Source organism: Pontibacter kalidii (assembly GCF_026278245.1).
GTDB classification, from domain to species: Bacteria; Bacteroidota; Bacteroidia; order Cytophagales; family Hymenobacteraceae; genus Pontibacter; species Pontibacter kalidii.
This window is the reverse complement of sequence record NZ_CP111079.1, coordinates 509,093-523,479: the sequence shown is the minus strand read 5'-3', so window position 1 is coordinate 523,479 and position 14,387 is coordinate 509,093. Positions and strand designations below refer to the sequence as shown.

Annotated in this window: 8 protein-coding genes; all 8 read left to right on the top strand. The window is 53.3% G+C overall.

Annotation, left to right across the window (positions count from 1 at the left end):
* The first annotated feature begins 248 nt into the window (after positions 1–248).
* Positions 249–1,499 (top strand): efflux RND transporter periplasmic adaptor subunit, encoded by a 1,251-nt coding sequence (locus OH144_RS02225; RefSeq protein WP_266204655.1) that lies wholly within the window; start codon positions 249–251, stop codon positions 1,497–1,499.
* 169 nt (positions 1,500–1,668) lie between these two features.
* Positions 1,669–2,370, top strand: a complete 702-nt coding sequence (locus tag OH144_RS02220) for an ABC transporter ATP-binding protein (RefSeq protein WP_407676624.1) — start codon at positions 1,669–1,671, stop codon at positions 2,368–2,370.
* 144 nt (positions 2,371–2,514) lie between these two features.
* Positions 2,515–4,944: an ABC transporter permease gene (locus OH144_RS02215; protein WP_266204653.1), complete on the top strand. Its 2,430-nt coding sequence runs from the start codon at positions 2,515–2,517 to the stop codon at positions 4,942–4,944.
* A gap of 21 nt (positions 4,945–4,965) precedes the next feature.
* Complete coding sequence (locus OH144_RS02210) at positions 4,966–7,374, top strand: ABC transporter permease (RefSeq protein WP_266204652.1); 2,409 nt, start codon at positions 4,966–4,968, stop codon at positions 7,372–7,374.
* 41 nt (positions 7,375–7,415) lie between these two features.
* A complete protein-coding gene (locus tag OH144_RS02205) occupies positions 7,416–8,159 on the top strand; it encodes a toast rack family protein (RefSeq protein WP_266204651.1) in 744 nt (247 codons plus the stop codon).
* Between the two features lie 42 nt (positions 8,160–8,201).
* Positions 8,202–10,595 (top strand): ABC transporter permease, encoded by a 2,394-nt coding sequence (locus OH144_RS02200; RefSeq protein ID WP_266204650.1) that lies wholly within the window; start codon positions 8,202–8,204, stop codon positions 10,593–10,595.
* 303 nt (positions 10,596–10,898) lie between these two features.
* The gene (locus OH144_RS02195; protein WP_266204649.1) at positions 10,899–12,779 is read left to right on the top strand and encodes a M61 family metallopeptidase; all 1,881 of its coding nucleotides are present in this window, start codon (positions 10,899–10,901) and stop codon (positions 12,777–12,779) included.
* Positions 12,780–12,825: 46 nt separating this feature from the next.
* Positions 12,826–14,178 (top strand): TolC family protein, encoded by a 1,353-nt coding sequence (locus tag OH144_RS02190; RefSeq protein ID WP_266204648.1) that lies wholly within the window; start codon positions 12,826–12,828, stop codon positions 14,176–14,178.
* Positions 14,179–14,387: the final 209 nt, after the last annotated feature.

The window sequence follows — 14,387 nt, the reverse complement described above, 5'->3', positions numbered from 1 at the left end:
TTTTTCTGTGCAATATGCCATGTTTCCGGCTAAGTATAAAGCATCAGCTACAAATTCCCTTTCCCTTGCCCGCCCGCTGTTCGCTACAGGACACCCAGGTGTACGGAACCGGACAGTATAGAAATAGCACCAACACTATACTTAAAATTAATTATCTGATTATCAATCACTTATAAATAGTGGCACACTAATTGGCAATGCGGTAAGGGAACGATAGAAACCTGTGCTCACGACCACAATCTACAACTATGGATCGCGTAATTGAAAAGAAAAAAGTAACGCCGAAGAAAATACTCCTCATAGCAGGCGGCGCCCTGGTGCTGGTACTGGTGCTCTACAACCTGTTGTTTGCCGAACACAGCTCCAAACTGAACGTGGACAGCAAGCGCATTACGGTTGGGCAGGTGAGTGAGGGCATGTTCCAGGAGTTCATCGCCATTGATGGTACCGTGGAGCCGCTCAAGTCGTTTTACCTGGACATTACCGAGGGCGGCCGCGTGGAGAAGATCTATACCGACGACGGCCGCATGGTGGAGAAAGGCGACACGATCCTGAAGCTCTCCAACACCACGCTGCAGATCGACTTCATGACCCGCGAAACACAGCTTTACGACCTGATGAACGAGCGCCAGAACTCCGAGATCACGATGAAGCAGGACCTGATCCGCAAGGAAAACGACCTGGCAGAGATACAGTATCAGTTGGCCCTGGCTAAACGCAAGTATGAGCGCAACAAAATGTTGATCGCGGAGAAAGTGATCTCGCGGGAGGAGTATGAGGCCTCTAAAGATGAGTTTGATTACCTGACTACCCGCAAGACCCTGGCCGAGCGCTCTGTGAAGCAGGACGCCCAACTGATGAACGATCGCCTGAAGCAGCTGGATGAGTCTATCCGGCGCATGGAGGCTAACATCGGCATGGCCCGCAACACGCTCAACAACCTGTATGTGACCGCCCCCTTCACCGGGCAGCTCTCTACTTTAAAGGCTGAGGTGGGCGAGTCGAAGGCGCCGGGTGAGAACATTGGCCAGATCGACGACCTGAACGGCTACAAAGTAAAAGCCAACATAGACGAACACTATATCTCCAGAATCCACCCCGGCCTGAACGGCACATTCGACTTCAACGGCAAGAGCTACAAAGTCACCGTGGCGAAGGTGTTCCCGGAGGTGCAGAGCAATACCTTCCAGGTGGATTTGGAGTTTGCAGATGGCGCACCGGCAGGCATCCGCCGTGGCCAGACGCTGCAGGTAAAGTTGAACCTCAACGATGGGGCGCAGGCTATACTTCTGCCGCGTGGCGGCTTCTACCAGAGCACCGGCGGCAACTGGGTGTTTGTAGTGAACGAGGCCAGCGGCAACGCCGAAAAGCGCAGAATTAAACTGGGACGCCAGAACCCGAACTATTACGAGGTGCTGGAGGGCCTGCAGCCGGGCGAAAAGGTAGTGCTCTCCTCCTACGACAGCTACGGCGACATAGACCAGTTGGAACTGAAGTAAATGGCTACATGGCTACATGGCTACATGGTTAAATAGTTTGAGTTTTGACTACTAACCAAAACAACAATTTAACCATGCAGCCACTCAACAATCAATTGACACACCATTAGTACAGGATAAAACTTTAAGAACTTCTACAACCGCAAGAACCATGAGCATGCAAGAACTTATCATCGACACGCAAAACCTGCAGAAAAAGTACGTTACCGATACTGTAGAGACCACTGCCCTGGCCGGGGTAGACCTGAAAATCAAACGCGGCGAGTTTGTGGCCATTATGGGCCCATCAGGCTGCGGCAAATCTACGCTGCTCAACATTTTGGGTATGCTTGATAGCCCATCTGCCGGAAGCTTCAAGTTCCAGGGCCAGGAGGTAGCCAATGTATCGGAGCGCCAGCGGGCCAAGCTGCGCAAGCAGAACCTGGGCTTTGTGTTCCAGAGCTTTAACCTGATCGATGAGCTGACCGTGGAGGAGAACATCGCCCTGCCGCTGGCGTACCTGGGCCACTCCAAGTCTGAAATGGCGAAGCGCTCCCTGCAGGCTATGGAGCGCATGGGCATCGCACACCGCCGCAACCACTTCCCGCAGCAGTTGTCGGGTGGCCAGCAGCAGCGTGCCGCCATTGCCCGGGCCGTAGTTTCAGAGCCAGCCCTTATACTTGCCGACGAACCTACCGGTAACTTGGACTCAGTACATGGTCGTGAGGTAATGCAGCTGCTTTCGGAGCTGAACGATGCCGGTACTACGGTGGTAATGGTAACACACTCCCCTACTGATGCGGAGTACGCCCACCGCATCGTGAACCTCTTCGACGGCCAGATCGTGACCGAAAACCTGAACGTAAAGCGCCACGCTGCAGAGTTATTGTAAGGAGTTTACATACATCGAGATTAAGTTTAAAGTGCTGTTTGTTGTGAAAGAGGCGTGAGCTTTCGCGCCTCTACAACAATCTACTTCAGATGTGAATATCCCGCTGTTTTCCTCCTAAAGCCATACCACTACACAAATAAGACTATGCTAAAAAACTACCTAAAGGTTGCCTTGCGTAACCTTGCCCGCAACAAAGTATATTCTGCTATAAACGTTGGTGGTTTGGCTATTGGGATAGCTGCCTGCATGCTCATCTTTCTTTATGTAAAGGATGAGCTTAGCTATGACCGTCACCACTCGAAAGCAGACAATATCTACCGCATAACACGCGACTTCCTTTCCGATGATGGCTCTGTTAGTCTTCACCTGGCACGCGTGGCCCCTCCTTTTGGTCCACTGCTGCAGCAGGATTTTCCTGAGATTGAGCGTATTGCCCGCACCCTGCGTACTACCCTGACCGTGGAGGATGCAGAAAAGCAGAAGACCTTCCGCGAAGAGGGCATCTACTTTGCCGAGCCTGCTTTTGTGGATATTTTTGACATCAACATGCTGAAAGGCAGTGCCCACGAAGCTCTTCAGGAGCCTTACTCAATCCTGCTCAGCGATAAAATGGCGGAGAAGTACTATCCGCATGAAGAGGCCGTAGGAAAAGTGCTAAAGTTGAATGAGACACTCACCTTCAAAGTTTCAGGCGTATTCAAGTCTTTCCCGGAGAATTCGCACATGCACCCTGACTTTCTCGCCTCTTTCTCTACCCTGAACGACACCACCGTGTATGGCGCAGAGGCTTTGAAAACAAACTACGGTAACAACTCTTTTCCTACCTACCTGCTGCTGCAGTCGGAGGAGCAGGCAAAAAGCCTGCAGGCCCAGCTCCCCGCTTTTCTGGATCGCCACCTGAGTGGCACCAACCATGCGCGAAGCCGCAAGCCTTCCGAGTTCACAAACTTATACTTGCAAAAGCTGACAGACATCCACCTGAAATCTAACCTGGATTCGGAACTGGAGGTAAACGGCGACATAGATAGTATCATGGTACTAGGCGCTGTAGCCATTGTCATACTTCTTATTGCCAGCATCAACTATGTAAACCTGAGTACAGCCCGGTCTACCAGCCGCGCCAAGGAGGTAGGCGTGCGCAAGGTGATTGGCGCTGCCAAACATAACCTGGTGCTTCAGTTTCTGCTGGAGTCCGTCCTGATCACCACCATTGCCACGATCCTGGCACTCGGTATGACGGAGCTTGCCCTACCCTGGCTAAACGAATTCACAGGTAAAAACATCACCACCACCCTGCTGTCTGATAAGTGGGTACTACTCCTTGTGCTTACCCTTCCGCTTGTGGTGGGGGTACTGGCAGGCTTGTACCCGGCCTTTTACTTATCGCACTTCCAGGCTGCCACCGTACTGAAAGGTTCCCTGAGCAGCAGCTCTAAAAACCCGATGCTACGCAAAACGCTGGTAGTGCTGCAGTTCTCTATTTCCACTGTGCTGATCATCGCCACGGGTATTATTTACCAGCAGCTGATGTATATGCAGCAGAAAGACCTTGGCTTCGATTCGAATCAGTTGGTGGTCCTGCCCAACAGCAGCAACCTCACGCCGAAGTATGAGGCTTTCAAGGCTGAGTTGATGAAATCGTCCACCATACAGGGCGTGGGCAGGTCTTCGCTGGTGCCTACCGACCAGCTGCTGAACTCCATGGGTGCCCAGGTAAGCAAAGGCGGCAACTTAGCCCCTACATCTGCTACTATAAAGTTTGTTACTATAGACCACGACATGCTGGATGTGTACAAGGTGAAGATGGCCGCTGGCCGCAACTTCGACCGTAAGTTTGCCAGCGACGACACGGCCGCATACATTATTAATGAGGCAGCCGCACGCATGATCGGCTGGCACGACCCGAATATAGCCATAGACCAAACCTTGAGCTATGGCGGTAACAACGGGCGCATTGTGGGGGTAGCCCAGGATTTTCACTTCGAGTCGCTGCACAAGGAGATCTCCCCCATGGTGTTCATGATCTCTGACTCGCAAGGGTATAGCAACATCTCTGTAAAAGTTGCAGGCGATACCAAAGCGGCGCTCGCCCACATGGAAGAAACCTGGCAGGAGTTTTTACCTAAAGTACCGTTCTCCTACCAGTTTATAGATGATCTTTATGAGAAGAGTTATCAGGATGAGGTGAAGAAAGGGCAGATATTCACCATATTCTCCTGCATCGCCATACTCATCGCCTGCCTTGGCCTGTTTGGTTTAGCCTCCTTCACCACCATACAGCGCACCAAGGAAATTGGGGTAAGAAAGGTTTTTGGGGCCTCCGTGTCGGGTATAGTGGCGCTTATCTCCAAGGACTTTCTGAAGCTGGTGTTGGTTGCGAACCTGCTTGCGTGGCCTATTGCCTGGTATGCCATGCGCCAATGGCTCTCCGATTTTGCCTACCGCATCGACATCAGCACCGACATTTTTTTACTGGCCACATTGGTTGCGTTTGCTGTGGCGATGGTTACCATAAGTTACCAGGCTATAAAAGCTGCATCGTCTAATCCCGTGGATGCGCTACGAACAGAATAAAACTAGCTTATACAGAACCCCATGCTACAGAATTACCTCAAAATAGCTGTCCGCAACCTGCTGCGGAACAAAGTATACTCGGCCATCAATATTGTGGGGCTGGCTATCGGGGTGGCTTCCTGTATCCTTATTTACCTGTTTGTTCAGGACGAGCTGAGCTACGAGAGCCATTTTAGCAAATCAGACCGCATTGTGCGCCTTGTGGGCGAAGTGGTGTTTGAGGGACACAAGGACGAGTTTGCCGTAACACCCCCGGCACTGGCGCCAGCCGTAAGCCAATTCTCCGACATCGCGGCACTGACGCAGTTTTACCAGGCTGGTAAGCAAACCATCTGGTACGATAACCAAACCTTCTCAGAAGAAGATCTGATCTTCGCCGACAGTGCCTTTTTCAAGGTGTTCGATTACAACATGCTGGCAGGAGACCCAGCCACGGCCCTCAATGCCCCCAGAACCATCGTTCTGACCGAAGAACTGGCCAACAAAATATTTGGCGGGGTGGAGCAGGCGATGGGTGAGACCCTGCAGTTCAGCCGCGACTCCTATACGGTAACGGGTGTGTACCGCAACCCGGGCCACTCGCACATAAAGGCCTCCGGGCTACTCTCTAAAGCGACACAGGATGCGCGCACCAGCGCAGACGACCGGAACAACCAATGGTTCAACCTGAACAACTTCACCTATGTGCTGCTGCATGATAAGGAACATATCCCTGCACTGCAGCAACAGGTGGATAACCTGGCAAAGAACCGTGTGAATCCCTGGATAAAGGAGAACCAGTTGAACGCGCACATGAACTTTTTTGTGCAGCCCCTGCAGGACATCCACTTCGACAACCGGTTTAAGCATGACCTTAACCCGCACGGCAACCTGTCTTATGTTTACATTTTCAGCGCAGTGGCAGTTTTCCTGCTCCTGATAGCAAGTATAAACTACATGAACCTGGCCACCGCCCGCTCGGCCAAGCGCGCCAAGGAAGTGGGCCTGCGCAAGGTAGTAGGGGCCGACCGCAGCCAGATTATACGCCAGTTTCTGGGCGAGTCGGTGCTGCTGACGCTGATCGCAGTGCTTCTGGCGCTGGCACTCGTGCAGATCTTCATCCCGAGCTTTAATAACCTGACCGAAAAGAACTTCTCTTCCGATTTCTTTCTGCAGTGGGAGTTTGGGCTAGTATTGGTGACCATTGTGCTGCTGGTGGGCGTGGTGGCAGGAAGCTACCCGGCCTTCTTCCTCTCTGCCTTTAAACCGGCCGACGTGCTGAAGTCAGACAAGCAGCCCCGAGGCGGCAGCGCGACATTGCGCCGGGCACTGGTGGTGCTGCAGTTCAGCATCTCGCTCATCATGATCATTGGCACCATCGTCGTGTTCGCCCAAATGCACTTCCTCAAAAACTCCGAGCTGGGCTTTAACAAAGAGCAGGTAATGGTAATTGATGTGCCGGGAGGTGACTCTACGCTGGTACAACGCCTGCCTATCATCAAGCAGAAGTTGCTGCAGAACCCTAACGTGCTCCAGGTATCTAACTCCTACAGCATTCCTGCCGAACTTACCAGCCGAACCCTGATGCTGGTGGAGCAAGGTGATAAAATGGTGGAGAAGACAATCGACATCATTGCCGTGGACTACGACTTTATACCCTTGATGGGTATAGAAATGCAGGCAGGCCGCAATTTCTCCCGCGACATGAAAACAGACCAGAGCGAGGGCATTATTATTAACGAAGCGGCTGCTAAATGGCTTGGCTGGAGCGACCCTGTTGGCAAGAAGGTAGAAACCGGCGATGAAAGTATAACCGGTGCAGATGCCAGAGTTATAGGTGTGGTAAAGGACTTCCATATGAACTCTCTTCATACTGATGTGCAGCCTTTGGCTATACGCCTCATTCCACAGTCACCTGGTTATTTGCTGGCCCGCCTTGCGCCGGAAGAACAGGCAAACACCATCAGCTTTATCGAGCAGCAGTGGCGTTTGTTTGATCAGCGGCACCCCATGGAGTACTTCTTCCTGGACGAGCACTTCGACGCACAGTACCGCGCCGAGGAGAAAATGCTGACCGTGTTCGGCTACTTCGCTGGCCTGACCATCTTCATTGCCTGCCTTGGGTTGTTTGGACTGGCCTCGTTCACGGCCGAGCAGCGCACTAAGGAGATCGGCATCCGCAAAGTGCTGGGCTCCAGCACAGGCAACATCGTGCTGCTGCTCTCCAAAGATTTTGCCTTGCTGGTGGTGGTGGCCATTGTGCTGGCTACCCCGGTAGCCTGGTACGGCATGAGCCAGTGGCTGCAGGACTTTGCCTACCGCATCGAGCTGAGCTGGTGGATCTTTGCCCTGGCCGGCATCCTGGCCTTGGTCATAGCCCTGGCAACGGTGAGTTTCCAGGCCGTGAAAGCAGCCCTGCTGGACCCGGTAAAGGCTATTCGCACGCAGTAAAGGCGGATCTACCTCTGATTTCTAACCCTTACCATAAAACCATGAAAAAGCTACCCCTGCTCCTTTGCCTTCTTTTTGCAGCGCACGGTCTGTTTGCCCAGCAGAAGTATGAAAAATCTGTATCTGCCACAGGTGTATCGAAGGGTACTGTAAAGCTGGAGATACCTGCCGGCACCTTGAAGCTAAACGCCTCGGGGAGTGAGCTGCTCCGCGCGCAGGTGGAGTACGAGCGGCCAAGCTGGAAGCCAAGCATGCAGATGCATACCAACAACGGCACCGCCAGCATTACCCTTAAGCAAGAAAGCCTGAGGAATAACGAAGACAGCGGCCAGAACGACTGGGTAGTTAACCTGAGCAGAACCACCCCGCTTGCGCTCCATCTACAATTCGGAGCCGGCAAGTCAGATATAAACTTAACTAACAGCAAGGTGCAGAAGCTACAGATAGAAGCTGGCGCTGCGGAGCTGAATGTAAAACTGAGCAAGAGCGACCTAAGGCAGGCCGATATAAAGGCTGGCGTAGGGGAGCTAACCCTTGACCTGACGGGGGATTGGAGCCATGACCTTACCGTGGATGTAGCCGGCGGCATAGGCGATATTAACATCAAGCTACCCAAGAATACAGGCGTACGGCTGGAGACGGCTGGGCTGGGAAGCCAGGAGCTGGACGGGCTAACCAAAGAAGGCACATACTACCGCAATGCGGCCCTGGGAAAATCAAAGCACACGCTCACGATAAAGGCGACAGGTGGCCTTGGCAGCATCACTGTAATGAACGAGAAATAGCAGCATACCTGGACTAGAGGTATTCACTTAAATCAGAACATCATGCTTAGCAATTATCTGCTTATTTTCTTCCGGAACATGGCCCGCAATAAAGTGTATGCCGCGATCAACATCATTGGCCTGGCCATCGGCATTGCATCCTGCATCCTGATCTACCTGTATGTGCAGCACGAGCTGAGCTATGACAAAGCTTTCTCAAAGCATGACCGGATATACCGGGTGGTGAACGACCTGATAGTAGAAGACGAGGTGGAGAAAGCTTCCATCACGCATGGTGCGCTCGCTCCAACGCTGGCTGCCGACTTCCCGGAAGTGGAGGCTGCGGTGCGCATGATCAACAGAAACAAACAGGTACTCCGGCTGGACGAGAAGGCGATAGCCATTGAACATGTTTTCTGGGTAGACAGTAACTATTTTCAGCTATTTGACTACAAACTCCTGGCTGGCAACCCCAAAACGGCCCTGCAGGAGCCAAACACTCTCGTGCTGTCTAAGGACGTAGCAGGTAAGTTCTTTAGTGATCCGATGCAGGCCATGCTCAGCACCTTCCGCATCGGTAGTCAAACCTACAAGGTGACCGGTATTTTCGAGCCGGTGGATGCCGCCCATATGCGGCCGAACGTGCTTACTTCGCTTAACACCCTGTCTGCCGAGACGCGCCGGAACCTGGGCACAGACTGGTTTGGCACGAGCAGCTATACGTACCTTTTGCTGCGCAACGCCCATGATGCGGCAGGTTTGGAGGCAAAGTTACCGGAGTTTGTGGAGCGGCGCATCACCCCTATCCGCAGAAGCGCCACTACAGAGCGCGTAGTGATACACATGCAGGCGCTGCCCGACATTCACCTGAACACCGACTACCTTTGGGAGGCCTTTCCTGTTGGCAACAAGTCCTATATCTACATATTTGCGTTTGTGGGCCTGTTTATACTTCTGATAGCAAGTATAAATTACATGAACCTGGCTACCGCGCGCTCTGCCAAGCGAGCTAAAGAGGTCGGTTTACGAAAGGTGGTGGGCGCCAGCAGGCTGCAGCTGGTGCTACAGTTTCTGAGCGAATCGGTACTGCTGACGCTCATAGCCGTAGTCCTGGCGCTGGGGCTGCTGGAGCTTTTACTGCCTATGTTCAACAACCTGGCAAATAAGCAGATCCCATCCACTTTTTTTACTGATCCGTCTTTACTTGTGCTCATCCTGGGCATTGCCGTTTTCATAGGGCTGGTAGCCGGTAGCTACCCTGCCTTTATCCTCTCGCACTTCCGGCCGGTGGATACGCTCAAGACAGACAAAGTCCCTAATGGAGGAGGTGCCATGCTGCGCAAGAGCCTGGTGGTGCTGCAGTTCTCCATTTCGCTGGTCATGATTATCGGTACTGTGGTAGTATACAGCCAGATGCAGTTCCTGAAAAGCCAGGACCTCGGCTTTACAAAAGAGCAGGTGGTGGTGATCGACATTCCCAGCGGCGACACTACCCTTGTGAACAAGATGTCTGTCATTAAAACAGAGCTTCTGAAGGATGCAAGCATTACGGAAGTGGCTACCTCGGCCATGATACCGGGCGAGGAAACGGGGGTGATCATCTTCAACGTGGAGCGCGGCAACGGCATGGCCGAAAAAACCATGAACACCATTTGGGTAGACTATGACTTCTTCGACCTGATGGACATTCCGGTGACAGCAGGCAGAAACTTCTCGAAGGACATGGGCACAGACCCTGAAAACGGGTACATCCTGAACGAGGCGGCTGTCAAGGCACTCGGCTGGGCAGACCCTGTCGGCAAGCGCATCGGATTTACTGATACCACCTCTGGTCGAGTGATTGGAGTGGTGCGCAACTTTAACTATAAATCGCTGCACAGCCAGATTGAGCCGCTCGTCATCCTGCTGGCGCCCCGCAACAACGGCTCCTTGATGGCCAAGATATCCCCCGGTGATTTACGCCAGACCATGACGCACATCGAGAGTACTTGGCAGCGTTTCGCTCCCACGCACCCCATGGATTACTTTTTCCTGGATGAGAGCTTCAACAAGCAGTACCTGGCCGAGGAAAAGATGCTGACCATTTTTGGTTACTTTTCCCTGCTCACGATCATCATCGCCTGCCTCGGCTTGTTCGGCCTGGCCTCGTTCACGGCCGAGCAGCGCACCAAGGAGATTGGCATCCGCAAAGTGCTGGGCTCCAGCACAGGCAACATCGTGCTGCTGCTCTCCAAGGATTTTGCTTTGCTGGTACTTATCGCCATTGTGCTGGCCAGCCCTGTGGCCTGGTACGGCATGAGCCAGTGGCTGCAGGACTTTGCCTACCGCGTAGACCTGAGCTGGTGGATCTTTGTCCTGGCTGGCTTGCTTGCGTTGGTCATCGCCCTGGCCACGGTGAGCTTCCAGGCCGTGAAAGCTGCCCTGCTCGACCCGGTAAAGGCTATCCGCACGCAGTAGGTATTGTTATTTGTGATTAGTTGATAGTTATTGGAGGGGGGAATTCTTTAACTCCCAAACTCCTAAACTCTCTAACTCTTAAAAGTTTGTTGTTTGTTTAAGGTGAATCCCCGGCGTAAGACGGTATGGCCTGCCGCTGCCGGGGTTCTTTAAAAGCCAGACAACCTTTCGTTCAGAAGTAGCATCTATTCATCCGTAACAAAAAACGTGGCTGGGAAGCTGGTCTACAAAAAGAGCCCTTTGGTCTAAAAAAGCTATCCTTTATACTTCGTATAAGTTATATTGATAGAAACAGAACATACCATGCTAAAAAACACATTCACTGCGCTAACACTTTGCCTCGGCCTGCACATGGCTGCCCTGGCAGGTAGTGCGCCGCAGACCGACCCTGCTCAGAAGTATAATGTCACCATCAACCTGAAAAATGTACAGAACGACCAGGTACAGGTAACGGTACAGGCCCCGCAGATAACTGAGAAAGTAACAATTTACAACATGCCTAAGATCGTACCGGGCACCTACTCCGTGTCTGACTTTGGCAAATTCGTAAACGATTTTAAAGCCTTTGCCGAAAACGGCGATACCCTGGCCGTAGCAAGGCTGGACACCAACCGCTGGCAGATCAGCAATGCTGACAGGCTGGACAGGATTACCTATTGGGTGGATGATACGTTTGACGCCGCCAAGCGCGAGGACGTGGTATTTGAGCCGGGCGGAACGAACATTGAGGAGGGTAAGAACTTTCTGCTCAACACTTTTGGCTTCGTGGGCTATTTCGAAGGCATGAAGCAGGTGCCTTACACGCTCAACATTACCAAGCCTGAGGGATTCTACGGCTCAACACCGCTCAAAGCCGTTGCCTCCAACGACTCGCTGGACACCTACCAACTGCCAAACTACGTGGACCTGGCCGACTCACCGCTGATGTATAACGTACCCGACACGACGGTGCTTAACCTGGGCGGAACAGAGGTGCTGGTGTCGGTGTACTCGCCATCTGGCCGCGTGACGTCTGAGCCAATAGCGAAGAACGTGCAAAGTATACTGGAGGCGCAGCGCAGCTACCTGGGCGGCACCCTGCCGGTAGACAAGTATGCGTTTCTGATCTACGTGCCGGAGCGCGTGGGCAAGTCCGGCTCTTTCGGAGCGCTGGAGCACTCCTACTCCTCGGTATACTTTCTGCCGGAGATGCCGGAGGCGCAGTTCAGCTCCACCATCCGCGATGTGGCCGCACATGAGTTTTTCCATATCGTAACGCCGCTGAACGTCCACTCCGAGGAGATCGGCAACTTCGACTTCATCAACCCCAAGATGTCGGAGCACCTGTGGCTGTATGAGGGCGTTACGGAGTATTTTGCCTCCCACGTGCAGGTGTATGAAAACCTCTACGATGTGGACGAGTTCCTGCAAAAGATCCGCGACTACATCCTCACCTCCAAAACCTATTACAACGACACCCTGCCCTTTACAGAGATGAGCTCGCAGGTACTGGAGAAGTATGAGAACGAGTATGGCAACGTGTATCAGAAAGGTGCTCTGATTGGCCTGGTACTGGACGTGAAGCTGCGTGAGCTGAGCGATGGCAAGTATGGCCTGCGCGACCTGATGCTGGACCTCTCCAAGACCTACGGCAAGGACAATGCTTTTAAGGATGAGGAGCTGTTCGACAAGATCGCTGAGATGACCAGCCCCGAGATCCGGGAATTTTTCGCCAAGTATGTGGAGGGATCGGAGCCACTGCCGCTGGAGGAGACGTTCCGTAAGGTGGGCATCGTGTACAAGCCGAAAGGCACACAGGAGCTTATCTCCTACGGTGGTTTTGCCCCTGGTTTTGATGAAGAGACAAACAAGATAAAAGTAGCTGACACCGCGGACATGGATGCGTTTGGCCGCAAGATAGGCTTCCAGACCGGCGACCTGCTGCTGGCCTTTAACGGCACCGAGATCACCCCTGCCAACATACGGCAGATCATAGCCGAGGACCTGCAAAACATGAAACCCGGCGACAGACTTACCTTTACCGTGGGTCGTGTGAATGACAAAGGCGAGGTGAAGGAGAAAAAACTGAAAGGCAGGGCAACCGCCGTGAAACGCGAGCAGCAGCATGTGCTACAACTCGACCCGATGGCCACGCCGGAGCAGGTGCAGTTGCGCAATGCCTGGCTCGGACTGGAGGAGGCCTAAGCCATACGTTGTATCAGGATCATTGCCACTAGTATAAGATAAAACTATGAAAAAATGTATAACCAGAGCCCTGCTCAAAAAGCTGGGAGGGCTCACCTTATGCCTTGGTTTAGCAACCGCCGCCTACGCACAGGAACCCCTGACGCTGGAGAAAAGCATGGAACTGGCTCGCCAGCACAACGTGGCGCTGCGCCAGGCGCGCTACAACAGCACCAAATCCGGGATAGAGGTGCGACGCAACAAGTATGGCTACCTGCCCAGCATCTCTGCCAACGCCGACCTTAACCGCACCAATGGCCTCGTGTTCGACAACGTGACCGGGCAGGTGCAGCGAGGCAACACCACCGGCTCCTACCCCTACCTGGCCGGGCAGGTGGTGCTCTTCGACGGCTTTTCCAAGTTGTTTGAGCTTAAGAAAGCTAAGCAACAGGCCCAAGCCAGCGCCTACGCCGAGCAACAGGCCGAGATTGACCTGGAGACCAATGTAACAGGTTATTACCTGCAGGCCCTCGTAGACCGCGAGAACATCAGCATCTCTGAGGGACGTATTGCACTGCTGGAAGGGCAACTGAGCCAGATGGAGAAACTCGAGCGCGCCGGTGTGCGGGCCATGGATGAAGTATACCAGATGAAGGCCCAGATTGCCACTGAAAAGCTGAACCTGATCACCTACCAGAACAACTACCGCAAGGCTATGCTGCAGCTGGTGCAGGAGATGAACGTGGAGGGTACGCCCGACTACGCGCTCGAGATGCCTGCCACTCCTGACGAGATACGCATGGAGCTGCCAACAGAGCAGGAGGTGATGGCGAACGCGCTGAACTACTCCCCGCTCGTGAAATCCTCTGCCGCCACCCTGGATGCCGCCAAAACCGAGCTGAAGGTGGCTAAGAGCAATTTCTCCCCCACCCTCACCCTGGAAGGTATGATCGGCTCTAACTACTCCAGCAACATCTACAAAGACCCGGAGAACGGCAACCTGCAGACCATGCCCTACTTCGACCAGCTGGATCTGAACCAGCGCAAGGTGGTAGCTCTGAACCTGAGCATCCCAGTCTTCAATGGCCTGAGCCGCCACTTCGATGCCCAAACCGCCCGCCTGGACCTGCGCAACGCCGAACTGGACTATGCGGCCAGCCAGAACCAACTACGGCAGACGGTGCAGCAGGCTTACCAGGATGTTCTCGCCGCCCGTGAAAAGTATAACACCGTCATCGCCAACCTGGAGTATACCCAACGCGCCTTCGAGTCGGCCAAACGCCGCTACGAGTTGGGCAACATCGACTTTTTCGCCTACATGGAGTCGCTGAACAACATGAACAAATCGCAGGCTGAGCTGCTGCAAAGCAAGTGCGAGTTTTACCTGAAGAAGCGGATTCTGGAGTTGTATCAGGGGTGATCTTTATTGTATTGGTCCTTTCGGCGTTGTTTTATAAAGAGTAGCGGCAATCCACATACTTATAGTGTGGAAATCATCTGCAGGATCGGGTCCAACCACCCCTGCCCCTCATTGGCTAAGGAGGGGAGCTCTGTTCAAGCTTCGTCAGCAGTGGCTATCGAATCTGATCCCAGTCTTTCCGTTGAGCGCCTTGTGAGATTCCGGTGCCC

What these genes read in the sequence shown, in the direction of transcription:
- OH144_RS02225 (WP_266204655.1), top strand. Translation starts at nt 249, where the DNA reads ATGGATCGCGTAATTGAAAAGAAAAAAGTAACGCCGAAGAAAATACTC.
- OH144_RS02215 (WP_266204653.1), top strand. Translation starts at nt 2,515, where the DNA reads ATGCTAAAAAACTACCTAAAGGTTGCCTTGCGTAACCTTGCCCGCAAC.
- OH144_RS02210 (WP_266204652.1), top strand. Translation starts at nt 4,966, where the DNA reads ATGCTACAGAATTACCTCAAAATAGCTGTCCGCAACCTGCTGCGGAAC.
- OH144_RS02205 (WP_266204651.1), top strand. Translation starts at nt 7,416, where the DNA reads ATGAAAAAGCTACCCCTGCTCCTTTGCCTTCTTTTTGCAGCGCACGGT.
- OH144_RS02200 (WP_266204650.1), top strand. Translation starts at nt 8,202, where the DNA reads ATGCTTAGCAATTATCTGCTTATTTTCTTCCGGAACATGGCCCGCAAT.
- OH144_RS02195 (WP_266204649.1), top strand. Translation starts at nt 10,899, where the DNA reads ATGCTAAAAAACACATTCACTGCGCTAACACTTTGCCTCGGCCTGCAC.
- OH144_RS02190 (WP_266204648.1), top strand. Translation starts at nt 12,826, where the DNA reads ATGAAAAAATGTATAACCAGAGCCCTGCTCAAAAAGCTGGGAGGGCTC.